Source organism: Pseudonocardia yuanmonensis (genome assembly GCF_039542425.1).
Lineage (GTDB): Bacteria > Actinomycetota > Actinomycetes > Mycobacteriales > Pseudonocardiaceae > Pseudonocardia > Pseudonocardia yuanmonensis.
The window spans coordinates 227,155-233,299 of record NZ_BAABIC010000011.1 but is presented as its reverse complement, the minus strand read 5'-3'; the positions used below and the strand labels follow the sequence as shown (position 1 = coordinate 233,299).

At 73.5% G+C, this 6,145-nt stretch carries 8 protein-coding genes and 3 tRNA genes; 6 read left to right on the top strand and 5 right to left on the bottom strand.

The annotated features are described in order from the left end of the window. The coding region (locus ABD990_RS18255; protein WP_345381760.1) for an acetyl-coenzyme A synthetase N-terminal domain-containing protein at nt 1-228 on the bottom strand (228 nt) is incomplete at its 3' end. Nucleotides 229-360: 132 nt separating this feature from the next. On the opposite strand from ABD990_RS18255, the gene ABD990_RS18250 reads away from it, so the two are divergent. Further along, nucleotides 361-1,665: a GDSL-type esterase/lipase family protein gene (locus ABD990_RS18250; RefSeq protein ID WP_345381759.1), complete on the top strand. Its 1,305-nt coding sequence runs from the start codon at nt 361-363 to the stop codon at nt 1,663-1,665. A 12-nt stretch (nt 1,666-1,677) separates the two neighbouring features. On the opposite strand, the gene ABD990_RS18245 is transcribed toward ABD990_RS18250, so the two are convergent. The 3 genes from ABD990_RS18245 to ABD990_RS18235 form a co-directional block, all read right to left on the bottom strand. Beyond that, nucleotides 1,678-2,049, bottom strand: a complete 372-nt coding sequence (locus ABD990_RS18245) for a hypothetical protein (protein ID WP_345381758.1) — start codon at nt 2,047-2,049, stop codon at nt 1,678-1,680. A gap of 78 nt (nt 2,050-2,127) precedes the next feature. After that, nucleotides 2,128-2,346 carry a heavy-metal-associated domain-containing protein gene (locus ABD990_RS18240; protein WP_345381757.1) on the bottom strand — a complete coding sequence of 73 codons (219 nt, stop codon included), beginning with the start codon at nt 2,344-2,346 and terminating at the stop codon, nt 2,128-2,130. 37 nt (nt 2,347-2,383) lie between these two features. Continuing rightward, nucleotides 2,384-2,665: a metal-sensitive transcriptional regulator gene (locus ABD990_RS18235; RefSeq protein ID WP_037051449.1), complete on the bottom strand. Its 282-nt coding sequence runs from the start codon at nt 2,663-2,665 to the stop codon at nt 2,384-2,386. A gap of 338 nt (nt 2,666-3,003) precedes the next feature. On the opposite strand from ABD990_RS18235, the gene ABD990_RS18230 reads away from it, so the two are divergent. The 4 genes from ABD990_RS18230 (at nt 3,004) to ABD990_RS18215 (ending at nt 3,705) form a co-directional block, all read left to right on the top strand. Continuing rightward, entirely contained in the window at nt 3,004-3,249 is a 246-nt protein-coding gene (locus ABD990_RS18230) for a hypothetical protein (RefSeq protein WP_345381756.1), read from the top strand. 189 nt (nt 3,250-3,438) lie between these two features. Then, nucleotides 3,439-3,511: transfer RNA gene (locus ABD990_RS18225), tRNA-Glu, on the top strand. Between the two features lie 18 nt (nt 3,512-3,529). Next, a tRNA-Asp gene (locus ABD990_RS18220) sits at nt 3,530-3,603 on the top strand. 28 nt (nt 3,604-3,631) lie between these two features. Continuing rightward, nucleotides 3,632-3,705, top strand: a tRNA-Phe gene (locus ABD990_RS18215). Between the two features lie 7 nt (nt 3,706-3,712). Here the strand turns inward: ABD990_RS18215 and map are convergent. After that, on the bottom strand, nt 3,713-4,543 hold the full coding sequence (gene map / locus ABD990_RS18210) for a type I methionyl aminopeptidase (RefSeq protein ID WP_345381755.1): 831 nt from the start codon (nt 4,541-4,543) through the stop codon (nt 3,713-3,715). 324 nt (nt 4,544-4,867) lie between these two features. Between map and ABD990_RS18205 the strand changes: the two genes are divergently transcribed. After that, nucleotides 4,868-6,130: an epoxide hydrolase family protein gene (locus ABD990_RS18205; protein ID WP_345381754.1), complete on the top strand. Its 1,263-nt coding sequence runs from the start codon at nt 4,868-4,870 to the stop codon at nt 6,128-6,130. The last annotated feature ends 15 nt before the right edge of the window (nt 6,131-6,145 follow it).

Genomic DNA, 6,145 nt, shown 5'->3' with positions numbered 1-6,145 from the left:
GGAGTCGTCCAGGGCCCTCGTCGGCGCCTTGTGCCAGTCGAGCGCCTCCGCCGCCCGCAACCAGAACCCCTCCCGGTCCTCCACGCTGGCCCGGAAAACGTCCTCGTACGCGCCCACACCGGCCTCCCGATCCCGAACGTCCTCGCCACTTCCGGTCCCTGACCCTAGGCCGAACCGGCCTCGCGCGGGGCGGTGAACTGCCCCTTCGGTGAGGCGACGGACCGTCATGAGTGGTCGACGTAACGTCACCACTCGGATGGCCGATAGGCCGAGCGGCGAGCGGAATCGTTCGTTCGGGTGAGGAGATCGGCCCGCCGGCACGCCCCGGTCGGGTGATCCGTGGTGGGCGAAGGGGTGTAGGTGGACGCACGGCACCGGTTCCGGGGAGGCCGGGGACTCGCGGCGGGCCTGGTGGCGGCCGCGGCCGTGCTCGGCGTCGCCGTCGCGCTGCTGCCGCTCGCGTCGGCCGGCGCATCGGGCGCCGAGGACGCCGGCGGACCGGTGCCGTGCGGCTCCGCGTGGGTGGCGGCCTGGCGGACCAGCCCGCAGGCCGGGCAGCGCGCCGACCTGAGCGGACGCACCCTGCGCATGGTCGTGCGGCCCCAGGCGACCGGCTCCGAGCTGCGGATCCGGGTCTCCAACCGGTTCGGCACGCGGCCCCTGCGGATCGACGCCGTGTCCGCGGCGGAGGCGGGCTCCGGCGCCGCGCTCGTGCCCGGCACCGTGCGGCCGGTCCTCTTCGCGGGCGCACCCGCAATCGTCGTGCCGCCCGGGCAGGAGCTCGCCAGCGACCCGCTGGCCTTCGTCACCCAGCGCGGCACCCCGCTCGCGGTCAGCCTGTACCTGCCGGCGGAGCCGGACCGGGTCGCCGTGCACCCGGTCGCACTGCAGACCTCGTACGTGTCCGGGCCGGGCGACGTCGCCGACTCGGTCGACCCCGCCCCGTTCACCCGGGCGGTCTCCTCGTGGTTCGTGCTCACCGGGGTGGACGTGCTGGCCCCGCGGGCGGAGAACGCCGTGATCCTGGTCGGGGACTCGATCACCGACGGCGTCGGCAGCGACCCCGACCGGGACGACCGCTGGTCCGACGCGCTGGCCGGCCGGCTGACCGGCGGGCTCGCCATGCCCGTGCTCAACGCCGGGATCTCGGCGAACCAGCTGCTCGGCGGCGGGACGGGGGAGGCTCCGGCGGCCAGGTACGCGACGGACGTCGGCGCGGTGCCCGGCACCGCGGACGTCGTCCTGCACATCGGGACCAACGACCTCGCCGCCGGCCGGGACGCCGGGGAGATCGTCACGGGGCTCGTCGCCTACGCCGATCGGGTCCGTGCCGACGGGCGACGGATCTTCCTCACCACGATCACGCCCTCGGCGACCGGCGCGCACGGCACGCCGTTCGCCGTGGTGCAGCGGGAGGCGGTGAACCGGTGGATCCGCACGGAGGGGCCGGCGCACGCGGACGGGGTCTTCGACTTCGCGGCCGCGGTGGCCGACCCCGCCGATCCCGGCCGGCTCGCCCCGGCCTTCGACTCCGGCGACGGCCTGCACCTCTCGGCGGCCGGGTACCGGGCGCTGGCCGGGGCCGTCGACCCGATGCGGCTCACGGGAAGCCCCTGCCTGGCCGAGGGCGATGCAGCGAAGGTGCTGGTCTCGGCGCCGCGCTGAGTCGCCGCGGGCTCAGCGCCGACGGCGGAGGCGGAGCTGGGCCCGCCGGCCCGCCTCGGCCGCGGTGACCGGCATCGGCCCCGTCGGGGCGTCCTCCTGCTCCAGGCGTTCGAGCACCCACTCCGTGGCCAGCGCGCCGGGGGAGGTCCCGCGCTCCTCGGCCACCCTGCGGAGCTGCTCGATGCGCAGCGCGGGCAGCCGGAGCTGGAAGACCTGCGCGGAGCCGAAGCGACCCGTGGTCTCGGTGGCGCCCGGCGTCGCGTCGCGCGAGAGGGCGGCGAGGTAGGAGTCGAGCTCGGGGTCGTGCTGCCCGAGTTCGGGCTCCGCGGCCCTGCGGGCGGGCGCGCCGTGGCGCGACGGGCGTCGTTCCCGGAAGCCGGCCATGCCGGGAGGGTAACGGCGGGCCGTCACCCGGACGCACGAACGGCACCCCTTTCCGGGGTGCCGTCGCGACGGGCGGGCTCAGGCCAGTGAGTAGCCGGCCTCGACGACCGCCGCCTCGATCTCCGCGCGGCCGACCTCCCGGTCGGCGGTGACCGTGACGGCGCCGCTGGCCAGGTCGACCTCGACCGAGCGGACGCCGGCGACCTCGCCGACCTCCTCCTGCACCGAGCTGGTGCAGTGCCCGCAGGTCATGCCGACGACCGTGACGGTGGTGCGGAACGGGGTCTCGACGCTCATGGGGGAGCCTCCCGGGTGCGGGTGATCAGAACCGTGGTCAGGACTTGACGAGCCGGGCGATGGCGTCGGCGGCTTCCTTCACCTTCGCCGCGCCCTCCTCGGGGTCGTTGCGGGCCGCGTCGACGACGCACCCCGCCATGTGCTCGGAGAGCAGCTCGAGAGCGAAGGACTGCAGCGCGCGGGTGGCCGCGGAGACCTGGGTGAGCACGTCGATGCAGTACACGTCGTCGTCCACCATGCGCTGCAGGCCGCGGATCTGGCCCTCGATGCGCCGCAGCCGGCGCAGATGGGCCTCGCGGGCGTCGGAGTAACCGGGCATCGCGTTCCTCCTCGGGTCGCCCGTGTGTCGCTCTCGGGGGCGAGTATACCCCGAGGGGGTACGTGGGTCCGGCGGGTGCGGGTGTTCGCACCGTGGCGATGGTGTGACGCACCGTCGCCGTCCTCACCCGGGAAGGGGCATGCGGGGCGGGTCTCGGATGGGTAACGTTCCGGCCACGGCCACGGGGGTGGCCGCAGGGTGTGCGCCGGTCACGGGACGCGGCGCCGGTCGGGGGATCGGCGGTCGTGCGTCCCGCCGTGCCCGTCTCCGCCCTGGGGCGCCCCGGGCCGCCAGGGGTCGCGACCGAAGGGGAGACGTCGTTGAGCGGGATCGACAGCGTGAGGGGCAGTTCCGTCGGTGGGGTCGCGAACGGGGTCGCCGGTGGCGGTGAGGACCGGGCGTCCGGGGCGATCCCGGGCCCACGCAGCGCGGCCGACGCCTACCGGGTCTCGGACGACGAGGTGCACCGCGCTCGGCTCGTGGTCGCGGAGAACTCGCAGGACCCGGACGACCTCCGGCTGCTGCTCGACATGCTCGGCCTGGTCTCCGCCAACCCGGACCTGCCGCCGCCGGTCTGCCGCTGAAGGTGTACCGCAGGTCACACTGGGCCCCGACCGGGCCGAACCGGCCCGATCGGGGCCTCCGCATGGCGTCTGACCTGCGGGAACGCGGTAGGTGGGGGGCGATTTGGGGCGGCGTGAGGGCGTGTCATATGCTTTCCTCGCTCCCAACGGACAGCCGTTGGAGGTCGAGGAACACCAGCGGTGATCCGAGCCCCCATCGTCTAGCGGCCTAGGACTCCGCCCTTTCAAGGCGGCAGCGCGGGTTCGAATCCCGTTGGGGGTACGGTAAGTCCATAAGCAAGGCCCAGTGGCGCAGTTGGTTAGCGCGTCGCCCTGTCACGGCGAAGGTCGCGGGTTCGAGTCCCGTCTGGGTCGCTCCACTCTCTCGGTTCTCCGGAGCCAGGGCCAGGTAGCTCAGTTGGTACGAGCGTCCGCCTGAAAAGCGGAAGGTCGGCGGTTCGACCCCGCCCCTGGCCACACCTTCTCACCAGGCGCTTCTCCCAGCCTGGCTCTCCCCGGAACGCTCGGGTGTCGCACCGGGATCCTCCGACTCGCGCCGGGTGAGCACCAACGGGGCATCCTCGGTGATCGCGACCGTGTGCTCGGAGTGGGCCGTGCGCGAGCCGTCGGCGGACCGGATGGTCCACCCGTCGGCGTCGTGGACGATCTGGTCGGTCGTCCGGGCGAACCAGGGTTCGAGCGCGAGGGTCAGTCCCGGGCGGAGCTTCAGGCCGCGGCCTGCCCGGCCCCTGTTGGGGACGTGGGGGTCCTCGTGCATCGTGCGGCCGATGCCGTGACCACCGAACTCGTCGTTGACCGGGTAGCCGTGGTCCTGGGCCACCGCCCAGATGGCCGCCGAGATGTCGCCCAGCCGGTTGCCCGGGCGCGCCATCCCGATCGCCGCCTCCAAGGCCTCCTCGGTGGCGCGGACGATCCGCAGGTCCTCCTCGGCGGCGGTGCCGACGACGACCGTGCGCGCCGAGTCGGCCACCCAGCCGTCGATGCCGACGGCGATGTCCGCGGTGAGCACGTCGCCGTCGCGCAGCGTGTAGTCGTGGGGGAGGCCGTGCAGGACGGCGTCGTTGACCGCCAGACAGATGACGTTGCGGAACGGGCCGCGCCCGAAGGACGGGGCGTAGTCCCAGTAGCACGACTCCGCCCCACGCCGTTCGATCATGCCGCGCACGTGGTGCTCGAGGTCCAGGAGATTGACGCCCACGTCGGCGAGCCGGCCGACCTCGGTGAGCACCTCGGCGACGAAACGCCCGGCCACGTGCATGCGTTCGATCTCCGCAGGCGTCTTCAGTTCGATCACGACTACCTCGCGTCCCAGGTCGGTATAGTTATACCGGAACCCTAGCACGCGTCGGTATAGTAATACCGTTCCGATCTTGAGGACGTGCCGCTCGGCCCGGCTCGTCCCGAGACGCTCAGGGCGAGCGGCGGGACATCCACGGTTCAGAAGGCCGACGGGCCACTGCGTCTCCAGGTCGAAACCACTGGACGGCCCTTACACCCCCGTCCGGCGTCCGTGCTCTGCGCCCGGTCATTCGGTGCGGGTGAGGCGGAGGTGCGGAGCCTCCACTGGGGTCGTCCGCCTGAGTCCCCTCGTGTGACGCCCGACCGCCGGAGATGTCCGATGTCCCTGCCCACCGAGCCCACCTCGCGCACCGCCGACGCCGGAGCGGTGCCCGCGCAGCGCACCGCGCCCGAGGCCGATCGGACGGTCGTGCGCCCGTTCGAGGTCCACGTCCCGGAGGAGCAGCTCGCGGAGCTCCGCCGCCGCCTCGGCGCCGTGCGCCTGCCCGCCCGGGAGCTCGTCACGGATCGCTCCCAGGGCGTGCAGTTGGTGACGGTCCAGGAGCTCGCCCGCTACTGGGCGACCGAGTACGACTGGCGCGCCTGCGAGGCGAAGCTCAACGCGCTGCCGCAGTTCACCACCGAGATCGACGGGGTGGACATCCACTTCGTCCACGTGAGGTCGCCGCACCAGGACGCGTTGCCGCTGATCATGACGCACGGCTGGCCCGGCTCGGTCGTCGAGCTGCTGGGCACCGTCGGCCCGCTGACCGACCCCACCGCGCACGGCGGCACCGCCGAGGACGCCTTCCACCTGGTGCTGCCGTCCCTGCCCGGCTACGGCTTCTCGGGTGAGCCGGCCGAGCTCGGCTGGGACTCCGACCGCATCGCCCGCGCCTGGGCCGAGTTGATGGACCGCCTCGGCTACCCGCGCTACGTCGCCCAGGGCGGCGACGTGGGCGCCTCCGTCACGGACGCCATGGGTCGCCAGGCGCCCGACGGGCTGCTCGGCATCCACGTCAACCTGCTCGCCGGGGCGCTCGGGCTCAAGGACCAGCTGCCGGCTGAGTCCGAGCAGGAACGTGCCGCGCACCAGGCGCTCACCACCTTCACGACGGACGGCTTCGGCTACTTCCTCGAGCAGTCCACCCGGCCGCAGACGATCGGCTACTCCCTGCTGGACTCGCCCGTCGGGCTGGCGGCCTGGTTGATCGACCACGACACGGACAGCTACTACAAGATCTCCAGCGCCTTCGTGGACGGGAAACCCGCCGGCAGCCTCGGCCGGGACACCCTCCTCGACAACATCACGCTGTACTGGCTGACCGGTACCGGAGCCTCGGCCGCCCGGTGGTACTGGGAGTTCGGACGGGTCCGGGCCGCGGCCGCCGCGGCGGGCCAGGCTCCTCCGCCGGTCGCGGTCCCGGTCGGCTTCACGACCTTCCCGGGCGAGATCTGGGCCGCCCCGCGCAGCTGGGTCGAGACGGTCTATCCCGGCCTCGGCTACTTCAACGAGGTCGACCGGGGCGGGCACTTCGCCGCCTGGGAGGAACCCGAGCTGTTCGCGGCCGAGATGCGGGCGGCGTTCGGGCCGCTCCGCTAACCGACGCCGGCCGAC

Excerpts from the sequence above, each read along its gene's own strand:
- ABD990_RS18245 (WP_345381758.1), bottom strand. The coding sequence starts at position 2,049 with ATGGCCGGCTTCCGGGAACGACGCCCGTCGCGCCACGGCGCGCCCGCC.
- ABD990_RS18240 (WP_345381757.1), bottom strand. The coding sequence starts at position 2,346 with ATGAGCGTCGAGACCCCGTTCCGCACCACCGTCACGGTCGTCGGCATG.
- ABD990_RS18235 (WP_037051449.1), bottom strand. The coding sequence starts at position 2,665 with ATGCCCGGTTACTCCGACGCCCGCGAGGCCCATCTGCGCCGGCTGCGG.
- ABD990_RS18205 (WP_345381754.1), top strand. The coding sequence starts at position 4,868 with ATGTCCCTGCCCACCGAGCCCACCTCGCGCACCGCCGACGCCGGAGCG.